Below are 14,661 nucleotides of genomic sequence, written 5' to 3' on the forward strand. Positions count from 1 at the left end.
TGTCATACGTCTACACCCAGGCATGCGCCGAAGAGTACTCTGGTATTGAACTGTCCGGAATTCGCGCATTCCGTGACATGTGCCGAGTTCAAAGGAACTGAAAGGAAACGGATCTGTGTGCTTCGGGTGTTCGAGCCGGGACCAGTGTGCAATGAAATGGGAGTTTGGACAATGAGCCCAGCGAATGGAATCCTGCGCGTTGCCCTGGAACTGGGGGCTCTTGCTGTGTTTGGATACTGGGGGCGGGAATATGGGGCTGGCATGTGGCGGTACGCCTTGATGGTCGGCATTCCGCTGGGCGTGGCCTTGGTATGGGGCACATTCACGGTTCCCGGGGACCCCGCGAGAGGCAAGGACGGGCCGGTGCCCGTCACGGGGGTGATGCGCCTGTTCATCGAGACCACCGTGTTCGGATTCGCCATGATGGCTTTGCGATTTCTGGGCCATGAGAATCTCTCGCTGGGCTACGGCCTTGCCGCGATGCTCCACTTCGCCTTCTCCACGGATCGTGTGAAGTGGCTGGTCAGGCAGTAGCCGCAGGAGCTTCGGCGACCCCTGGCGTGCGCCCGTCCGGCATGGTGGGAGGAGAGCAGGGCCCGCCGCTGCAGTATCGTACACAGAACAACGGACCGCACACAGCAAGTCAGATTTCCAGCCTCTGGAGGAACAACACCATGGCCAAATACCTGATCTCCTTCCCCAGCGCGGCCATGGTCGTGCCCAGCGATGAGTTCGAAGCGGTGGGCCGCGATGCGCGCGCCGTGATTGACGAGGCGAAGGCGGCAGGCGTCTACGTCTTTGCGGGCGGCATTGACGAAGGTGTGGCGCCCGTGCGGGTGGCGGCGGACGGCGCGGTGGCCGAGGGCGGCTACCCTTGGGCGCCTTCGCTCGACGGGGGCTTCACGGTACTCGAGCTGCCCACGCGTGAGGAGGCGATCGTCTGGGCCGCGCGCCTCGCCAGGGCCTGCCGCTGCGAACAGGAACTGCGCGTCTTCGGGCTCGACCCGGAATCCTGACGCGTCGCACGGTCCGAGCTGATCTCACAGCATTGGATCAGCACTATTCACGCCAGCAGTCTGGCGTCATTCCGCTGGAAAGGGAGGGCGATGTTCGGCATCCATGACTATTGGATCTTCGTGGCCACGGGCATCCTGCTGAATCTGACTCCCGGGCAGGACACGCTCTACATCGCCGGGCGCAGCATGGCCGGAGGCGTGCGAGAGGGCGTCGCCTCGGCACTGGGCGTGGGAGTGGGCGGCGCCCTGCATGTGCTGGCGGCGACACTGGGCTTGAGCGCGGTGCTGGCGACATCAGCCATGGCCTTCGGCATCGTCAAACTGCTGGGTGCGGCATACCTGGTGGTGCTTGGGCTGAAACTTCTGCTCCCGCGCAGGGATTCCCGGCCCACGGAGATCGCGACACAAGCGGGAATGCCTCTGCAGTCGGCGTTTGGCCGAGGCATTCTGACGAACGTACTCAATCCGAAAGTGGCGCTGTTCTTTCTGGCCTTCCTGCCCCAGTTCATCGAACCCGACAGTGCACACAGAGCGCTCTCCTTTCTGATTCTTGGAGCGACCTTCGTGCTGACGGGCACAGGCTGGTGTCTTGTGATCGCCGTGTTGACCGCGCGCACCTCCGCTCGATTCAGACGCTCGTCCAATGCGGCAACGATGATGCAAAGGCTCGCGGGTGCGGTGTTCGTGGGGCTGGGAATCCGGCTGGCCCTCGAACGAGCCGCGTGAGACATCGATCATCATGCGTCAACGGAAGACACTTGCAGTTTGCAGTGACAGAGTCAGAAAAGGACCCGCAGCCCAATGACTGAGCCAGATCTGCAGGACAGAGCGTCACGCCAGAATTCCAGGTCATCGGATTTTCAAGGGTGCTGGAGGGTCGCGGGCCTTGGCTGTCTGTCCGTCGTGGTGCTCGCGGTCATCGGCGGTTTCTTCTTCTACCGGGGCATCATGGGGTTCATCTCCGGGATGAGTGACGAGTACACATTCCCGATTCCGATGCAGATGCCCACCGTGAGCGTGACGGACAGTGAGGCTGCGGCCGTTCTGGAAGAAGTGGCACAGTTCAGCGATGCCCTCGACCATCATCTGGCGGTTCCTCCGCTGGTACTTACCGCACGGGAGATCAACATTCTGATCAATCGGCATCCCGACTGGAAGGAACTGTCAGGCAAGGTCTACGTGTCCATTGATGGCGATCGCATCAAGGGACTGGCCAGTATTCCACTGGACAGCCTTGGCGGCATGTTCGAAGGCCGCTACCTCAACGGATCCGTGGTCTTCCGCATTGGGTTGGCGGCGGGGCGTCTGTTGGTCTTCGCGGATTCGCTGGAAATCGGCGGCAAAGCCTTGCCCGATGCCTTCGTGAGCGCCGTGCGTGCCAGGAATCTGGCGGATGATGTATACGAAGATCCCGAATCCATGGACGTGATCGATCAATTGCAATCGATTGCCGTGCGCGATGGAACCCTGATCATCGAACCCCGGCGGACTGCAGGCGCGGGGGCCCTGTAGCGATTCCTTGTGGACGCATGCTAGAAAAAGGAGACACGCAGATGTCCAAAGTGACACCCTTCCTGATGTTCGACGACCAACTCGAATCGGCCATCGCTTTCTACACCACCACATTCCCGGACTCAGAGATCAGGAACGTCGCCCGGACCGGCAAGGACGGTCCAATCACTTCCGCCGAATTCGTTGTCGGCGGCCAGGTCTTCATGGGATACAACGGCGGCCCGTACTTCAAGTTCTCCGCCGGGTTCTCGCTTTTCGTCAACTGTGCGGACCAGGCGGAAGTTGACAGGTACTGGAACGCGCTCGTCAACGCCGGTGCAACTCCGATGCAGTGTGGCTGGATCACCGATCAGTTCGGCATCACCTGGCAGATCGTGCCGAGTCGTTTCATGGAGCTCATCGGCGACGGGAACCCGGACAAGGTACAGGCGGTGATGGACGCGATGATGAAGATGGTGAAGCTGGATATCGCGGAACTGGAGAAGGCCTACGAGGACGCATAGCGGACCAGGGCACGGCAACCATTGAGCCGTTGCGGAATCAATCGGCGACACTCTCTCGTTCGAAGCTTCTGGCGAGGCTGCAGCGTGCAGGCTTGCTCTGACTGACATCGGCATGCAACGACGGCGCCTCGCACGGCCGCTGATGCCGGACATGACCCCATACCAAGGAGGCTGGCACCTTGTCAGACACAGTCTTCGAAACGGAGCGCCTGCGTGTACGGCGCTGGCGAGACTCCGATCTGGAGCCACTTCTGGCCGTGTATGGTGACCCGGAGGCCATGAAGTGGGTTGACGACGGCAAGCCCATTGCGCATGACGAGTGCGTGCGGTGGCTCGGTGTCACTCGCGCCAACTATGAAGCGCGGGGCTACGGCATGTTCGCCGTGGAAGAGAAGGGGGCGCTGGGAGTGATCGGCTTCTGTGGACTTGTTCACCCCGGTGGGCAGCCGGAACCGGAGGTGAAGTACGCCTATCGCCGCTCGCACTGGGGGCGCGGCATCGCCACAGAGGTTGTTGTTGGCCTGATCCGGTTCTGTGCCAGGGAGTTTGGAATCCGGCACCTGATTGCCACCACGGCACCGGAGAATACCGCCTCCCATCGAGTGTTGCTCAAGGCCGGCCTGACACAGGGCTTGCAGCGCCAGGAGGATGACGGCACACTCACACAGATTTTCGACTGGCGATCCGCCGAGGGGCAAGGCTGAGCCTCGACACACGCAGAACGCCGGCCCGCACCGTTTCATACGTGGGTTGAACCCTGAACCAACCGCCTGAAATCCTGGAATGCGACAGATGACAGCACATCCGCCAGTATCTCAATTCTACCATGGCACACGAATTGAACGCAAGATGGGCGACCTGATCAAACCCGGCGACACACGCGATGGTGGTGGCCAGAACGGGTCTACGGCCTACGTTTTTCTGACCTCCAACCTGGACGAAGCCATCTGGGAAGCGGAGATCGCCCCGGGCGATGGGCCGGCCAGAGTCTACACCGTCATGCCCCAGGGTCGGGTCATGCATGTCTCAGAAATTCCGGGCCATGAGTCACCGGGACATCCAGCCATGTCCTCCTGTTCCGAAGAGCCGCTGAAGGTCCTGGGTGAAGTCACGGAGTGGCTTCTGTACCACGGCACCCGGGCTGTGCTGAAGCCGGGCGAGCTGCTCGCGCCGGGCCATCTGGCGAACTTCGGGCGTGAAGCCAGGACAGCGAACCATGTGTATCTGGCCCGGACCCTGGAAGCCGCCATCTGGGGGGCAGAACTGGCGAAGGGTGAGGGACCCGGCCGGATCTACATTGTGGAACCCACCGGCCCGATCGAAGAGGACCCCAATCTGACCGACAGGAAGTTCCGCGGCAACCCGACCAAGTCATACCGTTCCCGTGATCCACTGCGCATCGTGGGCGAGCTCAGTGAGTGGCAGGGGCACTCGCCCGCCAGGATTCAAGCGATGAAGGAGGGCCTCGAGCGGCTTGAAAGACAGGGGCTGAATCATGTGGATGATTGAGCGCAGGCCAAAGCACGCCCTGTCGCGACCGGGTCCATCCGCCGGAATTGGAGTTCCCGACGACGGGGGCCTGGCCTTTCTGTTGCCCCCCCCCTTGCACCGGCAAGGGCCACCCCAGCTTCATCAACATCCTTCAGGATTTTCCCGGGCATGACGAATGTCCGCTCGGGCAAGCGCGCCTTTCGCCATACTCGGCAGGTCGTGGGTTCGTCCCAATAGCATCCGGTCGGGAGACTCAGCCATGCCGTACCGACTTCTCATCGCCCTGCTGATGGTGGCTCTGCCCGCCTGGGGCAGGATCATCCACGTGCCCCAGCGCTACAACAACCTTCAGTGGGCCTTGAATGTCTCCCTCCCCGGTGACACGATTCTGGTGGCGCGAGGTATCTACTACGGTCGATTCACCAGTCCGACCCACAGCCTCACCCTTTGCTCCAACTATCCATTCACGGGCGACAGCGCGGACATTGCCGAGACCATTCTGGACGGTGAATACCTGGGGACCATTCTGGACATCGTCTGTGTGGACAGCTCCTTCACGCTGTGCGGAATGACTCTGCAACACGGGATGGGGCAGGAGACGGGCGCCGGTGCGTACTGCTTCCGAGGAGGAGCGGTGCAATCCAGCAGCTCCGTCGATCTGGAAATCCGTGATGTGGTCTTCCGGGAGAATCGGGCACTCCGTGATGCGCCCGTGCTTTACTTCGGTGAGAATTGTACCTCGGCAAGTTTCAACGGCAACCTGAGCCTCAGGAACATTGTCTGTACGGACTGGGCCCTGGACGAGCCGCCCACCTATGTCACATATGCAATGAAACTCATCTGCACGGGATCGCGAGTGATCATTGACGGAGTGCGCTTCGATGGCGGAAGCTCTCCGGTGGGTCCGATGCAACTGAGCGCGTTTCGCATGGACTCGGTGTATGTCAACGATCTGCAGGCTCTCAACGGAGAGAATGGGTTCCTGAGTCTGCATTCGTCGGTTGTCCGTACCCATGGCCAGGTGTTCTCCAACATCCGGATGGCCGCTGACCCTGGCGTGTCGGGCTGTTTGTTCAATCTGTACGCGAATCATTATGACGTGGACAGCTCTGTCGCCATTGTCCGCAACATCGAGCTGTCGGGCCTGACAACGTCGCTTGGACTGCGTGTGGGTTCCGCGCGCACCCGGATCGAACTTGACGGTTTGCTCATCCACGGATGTCGCAGCACGACCACCGGCAGTTTCGCGTCGATCACATCGGACGTATCCTGCATGATGCGTGATGTGGAGTTGTACGACAACTCCCAGGTCGGGACGGCCAACGCCTTCTGCTCGGTGCGTGAGTTCGATTGCGCAGGGTTGAGCATTCACGATTGTCGCGCGACCGGGAACTCGTACGGATTCTTTCACGCAACCAGCGTGCTCGGCAGCCGTGTCAGTGACATCCAGCTGTACGGCAATGTGTCAGGGGACAGCCTGTCCAATTCGACCTGCCGCCTGCTCAATCTGAGTGGCTATGACATCGACGGGGCCTGGATCCATGACAACCGGGCCATCATTCCAGCTGCCCAGGGATACGGCGGGAGGGCTCTGCAGGGCGCCATGTGCAATGCCAGTGGTGACGTCCTCAGCGTATCCAACATCCGCTGCGAGAACAACCGGGTCGACGACCTGGACCCCGGCGACAATCCGGATCTGTTGCTGTACAGCAACCACGGCCGGGACTTTTCCGCGTCCGGCAGCACCTCGTTGACGGCCCGCAACATCGTGGTGCTGAACAGCCGGCAACCCAATCACAATCCCGAGAGAATCGTGGACTCCGAGTTGGTGCCGCATGGGCTTGGATCCAGTCTGAGCCTTTCCGGGGCATTGCATCTGTTTGCAGACAGCATCTGGGTTGAGGATGTGGACGATTGCGGGCTCGAGCTGTACGGGGATTCCATCCGGGTCACCAATGCCGTCTTCAGATCCGTGGAGCGGGCTGCGGTCCAGGTGAAGTACTCTCCCGCTCATGTGATCCACCGCGACTTTCACTTCCGGAACCTGCTGGTGCAGGATCTGGTGGCCGTGGACAACCTGCTGCCCGCCAACCAGCGCCATCTGAGTCGGCAGGCCGTGATACATGTGGAACCCTCGCAGGACCACTTCGAGTGGGCCCCGCGACTGCGCATCGAGAACTCGACCGTGACCGGCAGCCGCGGGTTGCGCCATCTGATTCATGGCATCACCGAAATGACCCTGGACATGAACAACAACCTGTTCTGGGACAACACGGTCGACGTGCCCGCAGAATGCGAAGGCACACTGACCCAGACCTGGCTGTACAATCTGGTGCCCCCGGGATTTCCGGAGGGCGACAACTATGTGGGAGCCGATCCCGATTTCGATCCGGAACTGGGGATCCCCGTCCTGAACGAGACCTCCGTCTGCATCGACGGTGGCAACCCGGCTCCGGTGTTCAATGATGCGGTGGACCCGGAATACCCTGGAATTGCCCTGTGGCCCGGGCAGGGAACCGTGCGCAATGACATTGGATACACGGGCGGCCCGCACGCCGGCGATCTGGAGTATGTGGTCCCCGTGGAATCTCGCCCGGGTGGGCCTCCGATGCGGCCCAGCGGGTTCCTGCTGCATCCCGCGCGCCCCAACCCCTTCAATCCGAGCACGCTTCTGTCCTACACGCTGGGTGCGCCCGCCGAGGTGGAACTGTCCGTCTTCACTCTGCAGGGGCGCCGTGTGCGGTCGCTGGTTTCCGGCTGGCAAGCCGCGGGCCTGCACGAGATCGTGCTGGAGTCGGCTGGCATGGCCAGCGGCCTCTATCTGGTGGCACTGCGTGGAAATGGGCAGTGCAGGACCGGCAAGGTGCTGCTGCTGAAATGACGCGGCTCCAGGGCTCGCGGAAAGAATCAGGCCTCAGCGGGAGAGGAAGCCCAGAAACAGCTCGCAGTGCTGGGACAGCGTGACCAGCCCGGACTGCTGGTGGGCATCGAAGAGCTGGCCCGCCGCGTCCTGCATGGAGGCGTGCTGAGGATGGCCCGGACCGGGCAGGTAGGAGGCGGAAGCCAGGCGGCCCTTGAGACCCTCGCGGTTCAGGGCCTGGGGATTGGGCAGGCGATAGCGCAGGATGCGTTGGCGACCCATGAAGTCCCGCAGCACGTCATCCGTCGGATGGTGTTCCCTGACCGCGCCATAGTCGATTCCCCAGTGCTCCAGGAACAGCTCGTAGTCGCGGTCGAAGGGAGTGCTCGTGGTGTCACGCAGATTCCACATCAGCAGGACGGGCGCGGGGGGCTTGAGGATGCGCTGGAACTCCTTTCGGCTGGCTTCGAGATCGAACCAGTGAAAGGCCTGGCCGGCCACCACAAGATCGACGCTGTGATCCGCCAGACCCGTCGCTTCGGCGCTGCCCGGCAGGCTGCGGAAGCTGGGGCGTGATCCCAGCAGCGATTCGGCCGCGTGACGCATGCCCGCGTTGGGCTCCACGGCCCTGACCTCGTGGCCCGCAAGCAGAAACGGTCGGCAGGAAAGGCCCGTGCCCGAGCCGATGTCGGCCACCACGGACAGTTCGCGCAGGACACCCTGCTCCCGCAGCAGCCCGGCCAGCATGGCTGGCCAGCCGGGGCGATGGCGCCGATAGACCTCGACCCGGTCGCCGAAACGTTCGCGGGAATCCTGCATCAGGTGTGACATGTTCGCGCGTTTCCCCGATTCTCCCGGCGGATTTCGTGTACGCAGGATTTCCGCTGGTTCTGTCCTTGACCTCTTGCTGGCTCTCAACCAAATTGGGCCTTCCCGTGCCCGGAATCCATACCGCAGTGCGAAACCGAAAATTTGCCGAGTCAGGTCCGCTGCATGGCGCGAACCTGCAGTCCCTGAAAGGCTGCCCATGCCTTTCCATACTCCCGCCAGGAGGCCGCTGATGAGTCTGAAGTCGCTGGATCGCAACAATTTCGATCAGGAAGTATCCCAGGGGCTGGTGCTCGTGGATTTCTGGGCCACCTGGTGTGCGCCCTGCAATGCCCTGACTCCGGTGCTTGAAAAGATCGCCGACGACTCCAGCCTGAACGTGCGCGTCGCCAAGGTGGATGTGGACGCCAACCGCGAACTGATGATGCGCTTCAATGTGCGCAGCATTCCCACCATGATCTACTTCAAGGACGGTCGCCCGGTCGACCAGACCATGGGCCTGGTCTCCCGCGAGCAGATCGTCAACCGCATCCAGAAGCACAACCAGCTCTGATCGATTCTCCCGCCCCGGAGAAGCCCATGCCCCGGAACTCCTCCCGCCTGCGATTGACTCCTTCACCCGCGCGCCTGTTCTTTTCGCGTCTCTGGCGCGAAGGCGGTGGGCTGATTCTGCTCCTGCCCGCCCTCTGGCTGCTTCCCGGAATGGATCCCGCCGGCTGGATTCGCTGGATCATCCCGGTCTTCGCCGGGTATTCGGTCCTGATCTCCATCGGGCTGCGTGCACGCGTCCAACGCATGGCGCTCTGGCTGGAATCGGACTATCTGGTGAATGCGCCGGGCACGCTCAGGGAGCGCAGGTTGGCTCTGGAGCTGCTGGATGCCAGTGCGGGATTCAGCCAGGACCTGCCGGGTCGCTTGCTGGGCTCGCACCGTCTGCGGCTCAAGGATGGGCGCTGGCTGCGGCTCGATTCCTGCGGATTCTCGGCGGAGCAGATCCGTCAGCTGGATCAGGCTCTCAAGGCGCGTCAGCCTTTTCAGTGAGCGTGTGCTCCATGGACAGCAGGTTGTTCAGCATCTGACGCAGGGCCTCGCTGCCGAATGGTTTCTGAATGAAGGGCACATCCGCCAGCCCCTCGTTTTCGAGCCACAGATCACGGCAATCATAGCCGCTGCTCAACAGGAGCTTCTGGTCGGGATCCCGCTTGCGCATTTCCCCCAGCAGCTCGATCCCATCCATGTCCGGCATGGTCAGATCCAGAATCACCAGATCGAACACCGAGCCGCCGTCGAGAATCCGAAGCGCTTCGGGACCGGAAGCGGCCAGAGTCACCCGGCATCCAAGACGTTCGAGCATGCGGCTGATCATCCGTCGCACGGACTGTTCGTCGTCCACGACGAGAAGCGCGGGATTGCGGCTGCTCGTACTCGGATCAACGGCCGTGGGCAGGTTCGAACGTGACATGTTCCTGACACCTTCCAATGGAAGCAGCACACGAACCGTCGTGCCCTGACCGGGCGTGCTGGTGACGGCGATCGTGCTCCGGTGTCCGCGCAGGATGCCCAGAATGGCGGCCATGCCAAGGCCTCTGCCGGTGAACTTGGTGCTGAAGAATGGTTCGAAGATGCGCTCGCGGATACTGTCATCCATTCCACAGCCCGTGTCACTGACCGTCAGCTCCAGCCAGTTTCCCTCGGCCAGTTCATATTCCTGGATCCCGGATTGCCCGACCACGGTCGCCTGAAGGTCGGCGGCCGTGCAGTACACGCATGAGGTCTGCACCCGCAGAGTGCCCCCTTGTGGGCCCAGGGCTTCGACGGCATTGGTCAGCAACCCCGTCACCATCTGTGCCAGTTGCGATCCGTCGCCATTCAGGCGCGGGAGATCCGGGTCCAGCACCACGTGGATGCTTGTATTCGCGGGATTGTGGTTGGCCAGCGGAAGGCAATCGCGAATGATCGCGTTCAGGTCCACGGGGCCGATTTCGTAGTGTCCCATTCCCGTATACGCCAGCATCTTGTTGGACAGCTCGGCCGCCTGACGCGCCGCCGTTTCGATTTCGTCCAGGCCGAAGGCCAGGTCGCTGCTGGGGGCGGCATCGTCGCGCCCCAGTTCCACATTGCCCAGAATGGTCATCAGCAGATTGTTGAAATCGTGAGCCACGCCTCCGGCAAGCATGCCCAGACTCTCCATGCGCTGGGCCTGCTGCATCTGTCGTTCCAGAGCCAGGCGTGCCTGCTCTCTCTGTTTCATCTCGGTGACATCCGTGATGTAGCCCTTCATGAGAGTCGCTTGTCCGTCCAAGTCCCTGACGATGGTGGAGTGAGCCATGATCCAGCGCCACTCGCCGTTGCTGTGCTTCAGGCGATAGGGTTGATGGTCAAAGATCACGGAACCACTCTGGAGGGCAGAATCCACCTCGCCGAGGACCCGCACCCGGTCATCCGGATGGATCAGTTGCTCGTACAGCACCTTGCCTTCTATGAAGTCCTCTGCCGGGTAACCCGTGATGGCCAGCACGTTGGGGCTGACCCGTTTCACGGGCCAGTCCTTGGCAATGCGCATGGTGTAGGCAACCACCGGCCCCTCGGAAAACACCTGCTGCTCATGAGCCAACCGCTTGTTCAGTTCCAGCAGGGCCGCTTCCTGGCGCTTGCGCTCGGTGATGTCCAGATGGGTGCCCATCATTCTCAGGACCCTGCCCCCGGAATCCCGTTCGGTGACACGACCCTGATCCAGCACCCAGACTTCCGAGCCATCCCGGTGGCGCATCCGGGCCTCCAGGCAGTACTCTTCCCGCTCTCCCGCGAACACCTCGGCCAGTTGGCGATTGGAGGCGTCCAGATCCTCCGGGTTGGCCAGACGCATCCAGGTCTGGATCGAGACCGGTTCCAGCTCTTCCGGGCGGTAACCCAGAATGCTCGCCCAACGGGCGTTGATCCGCAGGCCTCCGGTCTGCACGTTCCAGTCCCAGACACCGACTCCGGTACCTCGCAGAATCAGCTCGAGCTCCTTTTCCATTCGCCCGATGCGGTTCTGCCGGGCTTGCAAGGGGCGATGGACGAAGAACCACAGCACGGGAGCCATGGCCAGCGCCACCCCCCCGGTACAGAGCAGGCAGATCATCAGACTGGCATGTGTGGTTCCCGGTGTCGCCAGCATGGCTTCCAGAGTTTCGCCCAGAAACAGCAACCCGGACAGAATGCCAAGAGCCGCCAGGAAGGACAGTGGAGACGTGAACTTCTGGCAGGCGTCCCCTGACAACCGTGTGGGTTTTTCCTCGGGCATGATTTGTCCTCGATCTCGGGCATGGCACAACATGACCGCTGAGTTATCGTCCCCGTGAATGGAAGTTTCCACGCCGCGCGGGAATTCTGCCATGCGTCGAACATGTTCTATTTTGTCCCACCCCCCGATCACCTTTGGGCTATGTCGAAGGAGAAGGATCAGGAGGGATCATGTTTTCAGTCAACCCATGGGTGCCCGCCACGAAGAAGGAGCTGGTGCAGAGCATTTCCAGCGTCTATCGGGGCGAGGAGCAGCGCTTTCGCCAGATGAGCAAGAAGCAGCTGCTGGCCATTTTCTTCTACCTGCGCCGGACGCGCGGCCTTTTCAATTGATATGGAGCTCCGATGAAGGCCCAGGAACGACAGCTCTCGATGGTGGCCTGCCTGCTCAACCACCGCTACGGACGCACGCTGGATCAGCTGATTCGCGACATCCCCGACTACGGCGAGGGTGACGCCGCGCGCAAGAAGTTCCAGCGTGACCGCAAGCTGCTGGAAGAGATGGGCGTGCTGATCCGGATGGAGGTGCTCGAAGGCGAGGATGCCACCGGCAACCTGCAGTACGTGTATCGCCTGGACCGGCGCGAATTGTTCGCTCGGCCGCTGGACCTCAGTGAGGAAGAAGTGCGCGCGTTGGCCTGGCTGGCCCAGCAGCTCGAGGCCGAAACCAACTGGCCCTTCCGCGAGATGGCCCGCAGCGCGCTGGAAAAACTGAAGGCCGAACGGGAGCCGGGAGCCCGACTCAGCGAGCGGGTGCGCATTCTGGCCTACAGCGCCCTGCGCGAGGACCGCGACCTGCTGGAAGCCCTGGGCAAGGCGGTGGTGGACGGTGTGTCCTGCGAGGTGCGCTATCGCAGCGCAAACGGAGAAGAGCGCACGCGCACGATCCACCCCTACGGACTCAAGTTCAACCACGGCCACTGGTACTGTCTGGCCTGGTGCGAATGGCGCCAGGCCGCACGCGAGTTTCGCGTGTCACGGATGAGCGAGTTCCGGCCCGGCAGCACACCCTTCGAGCGCCGCGCCGAGGTGGATCTGGAAGGGTGGTCCCGGGATGACAGTTGGGAGCTGGGGCTTGGCGAGGGCCAGACTGTGGAGGTGGTGTTCGAGAAGGGCCTCAGCCGTCTGGTGAGACGCCGGCTGGGCCGCCAGGCCGTGTTCCATGAAGAAGATTCCCTGCGCGTGCAACTGGACGTGGCCAGACCGGGAGCGTTTCTCGAGTGGCTGCTCAGTTGGGGTGCCCGCGCCCGCCTGGTGGGCCCGCCCTCCATGCGTCAGCTGTTGCGCGAGAAACTGCAACGGGCCCGCGCCCTGTACTCCGACGGAGGATCACACTGATGGCCGCCACCCATTCCCTGAGTCGCCTGATGAACCTGATCCCCTACCTGAGCCGCCGCCAGGGCCAGAAGGTGGATCTGGTCTGCAAGGAACTGGGCCTGGAACTGAAAGAACTGCTGGCCGACATCCGGATGATTTCCGCGCTGTCCTACGGCAACTGGGGCGAAGGCGACCTGGTGGACATCTACCTGGATCACGACACGATCCAGGTCTTCACCGGTGGTCTGTTCGAGCACCGCCTGCGTTTCTCCCAGCCCGAGATGGCGGCCCTGCTGAGCGGCTGGGACCATCTGCAGGCGCTGGGGCTCAAGCGCTACCTGCCCGGCATGGAAAGCGCGCTGCGCCATCTGCGAGACGAGCTGTCGGGCGGTGGCGGAGGGGATCTCGAGGAGATCAGCAAACGCATCCGCTACCAGGTGGGGCTGTCCGCGGATGAGGACCTGGTGCCCCAGGTGCTCTCGGCCACCGAGGAGCACCGCAGTCTGGAGATCCAGTACTACTCGGTGAACAGCAACAGCCACCGCAGCCGCCGGGTGGACCCCTGGCACTGTGTCTGCCGCAACGGAGTCTGGTATCTCACCGGACACGACCATGCCAGCGGCGAGCAGCGCACCTTCCGGCTGGACCGGATCAGCGAACTGACCGTGCTGGACGAGACCTTCAGCGTGCCCGATGGCTTCGATCCGGAACAGGTGATGACTCCGGGGCATTCCTGGCTCCAGGGCGCTCACATGGAGGTGACGATTCGCCTCGGCGGCACTCTCGAACGCATCGCGCGCGAGGACAACTGGAAGGGGCTGGAGGAGGTGGACGGCCAGCTGCGGATGTCCATGGGCGAGAGCAACGGCAACTGGGTGATGAAGTTGCTGCTGCCCTACTGCGACGAGTGCGAGATCCTGGGGCCCCCCGAGCTGCGCGCCCGGATGGCCAGCACGCTGGAGGAGCTGGAGCGCCTGGTTGCGGAGGACATCTGACGGGGATTCTCCTGGCTTGAGCATGTCATCGGAGTTGATTACAATGCGTCATCAATTTCGATGACAGAATGAAAGCACTCCACCATGCTGCTCAGCCTGAGACTGCCCGAGTCCGTCGAGTCCCGCCTGGACGCGGAGGCTCGCCATCAGCAATGCAATCGCTCACAGATCGCTCGCGAGGCAATCCTGGAGTACCTGGACAACCGGGAGCGACAACGCCAGATGGCATGCCTCGTCGCGGAAACGAATGCAGTATATGCCAGGCCTGAGCTCCGGGCGGAAGCCGTGACGCTGAGCGAGGATGCCATTGATGATGGGCTGAGCGAGATCATGCGCCGGGAGGCGGATTCCTCATCCGACCCTTGGTGGAAATGATCCGCAGAGGCGAGATCTGGATCGCCAACTTCAACCCGACACGCGGCAATCAGATTGGCAGGATTCGCCCCGCATTGGTCATTCAGGACGATGCACTGCTGAACTCCCTGTGTCCGACCCTTGCCGTGCTTCCACTCAGTTCACTGGTTGACTTTTCCGCCGCAGAAGAGCTGAGTCTGTTCGTGCGCCTCGAGGCACGTGACCGTCTGCTGAAACCCAGTGTCATTCTGGTGCAACAACCCCGCACGGTGGATCGTACACGCATCGGGCAGGGTCCCTTGACCCGCCTGTCAGACGTGGAAATGGCCCGTGTGGACCGAGTCCTCAGGCTGGTGCTGGGGCTGTAGTCAGAGCGCTTCACCAGCACCAGTCAGGTTGTTTCCCCCGGTCATACCCACTTGGTCTTTAAATTCCCTCGCCGAGCCACTCTGAGCGTGGATCACATGCGTCTCCGCTGCTGGTGACCCATCCCCGCTGTG

Annotated in this window: 18 protein-coding genes; 15 read left to right on the forward strand and 3 right to left on the reverse strand. The window is 62.3% G+C overall.

Going from position 1 to position 14,661, the window contains the following annotated elements; genetic code table 11:
* Positions 1-88: 88 nt before the first annotated feature.
* Entirely contained in the window at positions 89-322 is a 234-nt protein-coding gene (locus tag H6678_14080; GenBank protein MCB9474923.1) for a hypothetical protein, read from the reverse strand.
* On the opposite strand from H6678_14080, the gene H6678_14085 reads away from it, so the two are divergent.
* The 8 genes from H6678_14085 to H6678_14120 all read left to right on the forward strand — a co-directional run bounded on the left by H6678_14085 (position 226) and on the right by H6678_14120 (position 7,403).
* Complete coding sequence (locus H6678_14085; GenBank protein MCB9474924.1) at positions 226-534, forward strand: YrdB family protein; 309 nt, start codon at positions 226-228, stop codon at positions 532-534. The two genes, H6678_14080 and H6678_14085, sit on opposite strands and share 97 nt — an antisense overlap.
* 140 nt (positions 535-674) lie before the next feature.
* Positions 675-1,016: a transcription initiation protein gene (locus H6678_14090; GenBank protein ID MCB9474925.1), complete on the forward strand. Its 342-nt coding sequence runs from the start codon at positions 675-677 to the stop codon at positions 1,014-1,016.
* A 90-nt stretch (positions 1,017-1,106) separates the two neighbouring features.
* Positions 1,107-1,742: a LysE family translocator gene (locus H6678_14095; GenBank protein ID MCB9474926.1), complete on the forward strand. Its 636-nt coding sequence runs from the start codon at positions 1,107-1,109 to the stop codon at positions 1,740-1,742.
* A gap of 75 nt (positions 1,743-1,817) precedes the next feature.
* Positions 1,818-2,528 carry a hypothetical protein gene (locus H6678_14100; protein ID MCB9474927.1) on the forward strand — a complete coding sequence of 237 codons (711 nt, stop codon included), beginning with the start codon at positions 1,818-1,820 and terminating at the stop codon, positions 2,526-2,528.
* Positions 2,529-2,569: 41 nt separating this feature from the next.
* Entirely contained in the window at positions 2,570-3,031 is a 462-nt protein-coding gene (locus tag H6678_14105) for a VOC family protein (protein ID MCB9474928.1), read from the forward strand.
* Positions 3,032-3,210: 179 nt separating this feature from the next.
* On the forward strand, positions 3,211-3,735 hold the full coding sequence (locus tag H6678_14110) for a GNAT family N-acetyltransferase (protein ID MCB9474929.1): 525 nt from the start codon (positions 3,211-3,213) through the stop codon (positions 3,733-3,735).
* A gap of 88 nt (positions 3,736-3,823) precedes the next feature.
* Positions 3,824-4,540, forward strand: coding sequence for an NAD(+)--rifampin ADP-ribosyltransferase (gene arr, locus H6678_14115; protein ID MCB9474930.1), 717 nt, complete (start codon positions 3,824-3,826; stop codon positions 4,538-4,540).
* Between the two features lie 241 nt (positions 4,541-4,781).
* On the forward strand, positions 4,782-7,403 hold the full coding sequence (locus H6678_14120; GenBank protein MCB9474931.1) for a T9SS type A sorting domain-containing protein: 2,622 nt from the start codon (positions 4,782-4,784) through the stop codon (positions 7,401-7,403).
* A gap of 33 nt (positions 7,404-7,436) precedes the next feature.
* Here the strand turns inward: H6678_14120 and H6678_14125 are convergent, their stop codons facing one another.
* Positions 7,437-8,201 (reverse strand): class I SAM-dependent methyltransferase, encoded by a 765-nt coding sequence (locus H6678_14125; protein ID MCB9474932.1) that lies wholly within the window; start codon positions 8,199-8,201, stop codon positions 7,437-7,439.
* Positions 8,202-8,211: 10 nt separating this feature from the next.
* On the opposite strand from H6678_14125, the gene trxA reads away from it, so the two are divergent.
* Positions 8,212-8,763 carry a thioredoxin gene (trxA, locus tag H6678_14130; GenBank protein ID MCB9474933.1) on the forward strand — a complete coding sequence of 184 codons (552 nt, stop codon included), beginning with the start codon at positions 8,212-8,214 and terminating at the stop codon, positions 8,761-8,763.
* Between the two features lie 26 nt (positions 8,764-8,789).
* Positions 8,790-9,251 (forward strand): hypothetical protein, encoded by a 462-nt coding sequence (locus H6678_14135; protein MCB9474934.1) that lies wholly within the window; start codon positions 8,790-8,792, stop codon positions 9,249-9,251.
* Here H6678_14135 and H6678_14140 read toward each other — a convergent pair.
* Positions 9,226-11,496 carry a PAS domain-containing protein gene (locus H6678_14140; protein MCB9474935.1) on the reverse strand — a complete coding sequence of 757 codons (2,271 nt, stop codon included), beginning with the start codon at positions 11,494-11,496 and terminating at the stop codon, positions 9,226-9,228. The genes H6678_14135 and H6678_14140 overlap by 26 nt on opposite strands.
* Before the next feature lie 170 nt (positions 11,497-11,666).
* Here H6678_14140 and H6678_14145 point away from each other — a divergent pair, with 170 nt between their 5' ends.
* The 5 genes from H6678_14145 to H6678_14165 all read left to right on the forward strand — a co-directional run bounded on the left by H6678_14145 (position 11,667) and on the right by H6678_14165 (position 14,529).
* Positions 11,667-11,828 carry a hypothetical protein gene (locus tag H6678_14145; protein ID MCB9474936.1) on the forward strand — a complete coding sequence of 54 codons (162 nt, stop codon included), beginning with the start codon at positions 11,667-11,669 and terminating at the stop codon, positions 11,826-11,828.
* 12 nt (positions 11,829-11,840) lie between these two features.
* Positions 11,841-12,833, forward strand: a complete 993-nt coding sequence (locus H6678_14150) for a WYL domain-containing protein (GenBank protein MCB9474937.1) — start codon at positions 11,841-11,843, stop codon at positions 12,831-12,833.
* Positions 12,833-13,807, forward strand: a complete 975-nt coding sequence (locus H6678_14155) for a WYL domain-containing protein (GenBank protein ID MCB9474938.1) — start codon at positions 12,833-12,835, stop codon at positions 13,805-13,807. The genes H6678_14150 and H6678_14155 overlap by 1 nt, the downstream gene beginning before the upstream one ends.
* Before the next feature lie 84 nt (positions 13,808-13,891).
* Positions 13,892-14,182 (forward strand): ribbon-helix-helix protein, CopG family, encoded by a 291-nt coding sequence (locus tag H6678_14160; protein ID MCB9474939.1) that lies wholly within the window; start codon positions 13,892-13,894, stop codon positions 14,180-14,182.
* The gene (locus H6678_14165; GenBank protein MCB9474940.1) at positions 14,179-14,529 is read left to right on the forward strand and encodes a type II toxin-antitoxin system PemK/MazF family toxin; all 351 of its coding nucleotides are present in this window, start codon (positions 14,179-14,181) and stop codon (positions 14,527-14,529) included. The genes H6678_14160 and H6678_14165 overlap by 4 nt, the downstream gene beginning before the upstream one ends.
* Positions 14,530-14,661 lie beyond the last annotated feature (132 nt).

Source organism: Candidatus Delongbacteria bacterium (assembly GCA_020634015.1).
Taxonomy (GTDB): Bacteria; CAIWAD01; CAIWAD01; order CAIWAD01; family CAIWAD01; genus JACKCN01.